This window comes from Gammaproteobacteria bacterium, assembly GCA_003696665.1.
Taxonomy (GTDB): domain Bacteria; phylum Pseudomonadota; class Gammaproteobacteria; order Enterobacterales.
Map to the genome: position 1 here is coordinate 1 of RFGJ01000652.1, position 1525 is coordinate 1525.

The following is a 1525-nucleotide window of genomic DNA, read 5'->3' on the forward strand; positions in this document are numbered from 1 at the left end:
ATGCCGGATTATCCCAATGACTTTTATTTTTCCTTGAATGAACCCGCTGGTGGCTGGAAATTCTTACCTACAGGTCAGTCAGACATTGGCTTTCCAACGCCATTTTTCGAATTGCCCGGCACATGGACCGAGAGCGATTGTGAGGAATTTCATCTTCTCAGTTTTGACGCTGGGTTTTCCGTGCATGTCACCGTGAGATGTTCTTCCAATGACAATTCCACTGATTCACAGGTTTGGGACGACTTCACCTTTTCCGATGCCAATGACATTGACTGGGGCAGTTCAACGGCCATATTCCTGCGCCAATACATTTGCAGATCCCGTACGAGTGACGAGCCGGATCCCTGCAAGCAGGGACCCACGCCGTCTGACCCGCCAGTGAAAACCTTCTGACAAGAAAAGGACACATAGTGCTTGTGCCACCAAGTGCTATGTGTCCCCTTTTTCCATCCCGAAAAATATTTCCCCGTCGAGCCATGAACAAACTCCTGATCATTGCCTTGCTGCAACTGCACTTTTTTGGCATTGCAGCTCAGAATACTTTTTTGAAGTCATACTTTCGTCAAAACGGCAATAATACTTCCTTCAACACTGGCCAGGTCAACCAGATGGCCATTTTCGATTCCTTTTTCGTGGTCGATGCTCGCTATGGAGTAGAAGATCTGTACCTTTTTAAAGATGACGGCACTCCCCTGAAAACCGTCCAGTTTTTACTCCCCGGCGATGAGATTCTTCATACTACCAACATCTTAAGTGAATTTGACAAAGTCCTGTATTCCGGCAGTCTCGATAACTGTTATGGGTATCCCGAAGAAAAATGCGGAGTAATTATTGCAATGGACGAAAACCTCGAGCTGATAAATGCCCGATTGCTTCCTCTGCACCACTGGATAAACAATGCCACATCGGGCTTTCTGGACGAAAAAAAGATCCTCTGCACTTATGCCGACTACGACACGCTGCAAAATACCACAGCGCGAAAAGTGCCCGTTGTGGCCGTTTGGAATTTCTTACAAGACTCTGTCTTGTGGGCCAAAAAATTCGTTCCACAGGACGAAGCGCTCCAGCATGGATACATTTGCGACATCACGCACGACAGCGACGGATTCCTCCACGTGGCAGGCTATTTCGTCAAACCATGGGGGCAGACACCGCTCTTCCTCATGAAACTGGATTCATCCGCAAATTTCATCCAGGGCATACAGTTCCCCCTTTTCCACCCCGGTGCTTCCCAACCCAGAAACATCCTTCTGCACTATCTGCCCCAGGACAACAGCTTCCTCCTCTCGGGGCGCATTACCGATCCGGGCCATCATTTCCAGCCCATCACAAGCGCCAATCCGGAAGGATTCATCGCCAAAATCGACCAGAACTACCAGGTGGAATGGGCCTTTCGCTTGCATGCGCCATATTTTCCATGCTTACAGTTAACTACCATTCCTTCCGATAATGACGAAGTGCTTTTCATTTATACCGCCTATGGCGAACTGCCAGTCATGATTGGAAGAATGGATTTCGACGGAAC

2 protein-coding genes are annotated in these 1525 nt (G+C 48.5%); both read left to right on the top strand.

Annotated elements, in window-relative coordinates; all coding sequences use genetic code 11:
* Entirely contained in the window at nucleotides 1–393 is a 393-nt protein-coding gene (locus D6694_15645; GenBank protein ID RMH33412.1) for a hypothetical protein, read from the top strand.
* 83 nt (nucleotides 394–476) lie between these two features.
* The coding region (locus D6694_15650; GenBank protein ID RMH33413.1) for a hypothetical protein at nucleotides 477–1525 on the top strand (1049 nt) is incomplete at its 3' end.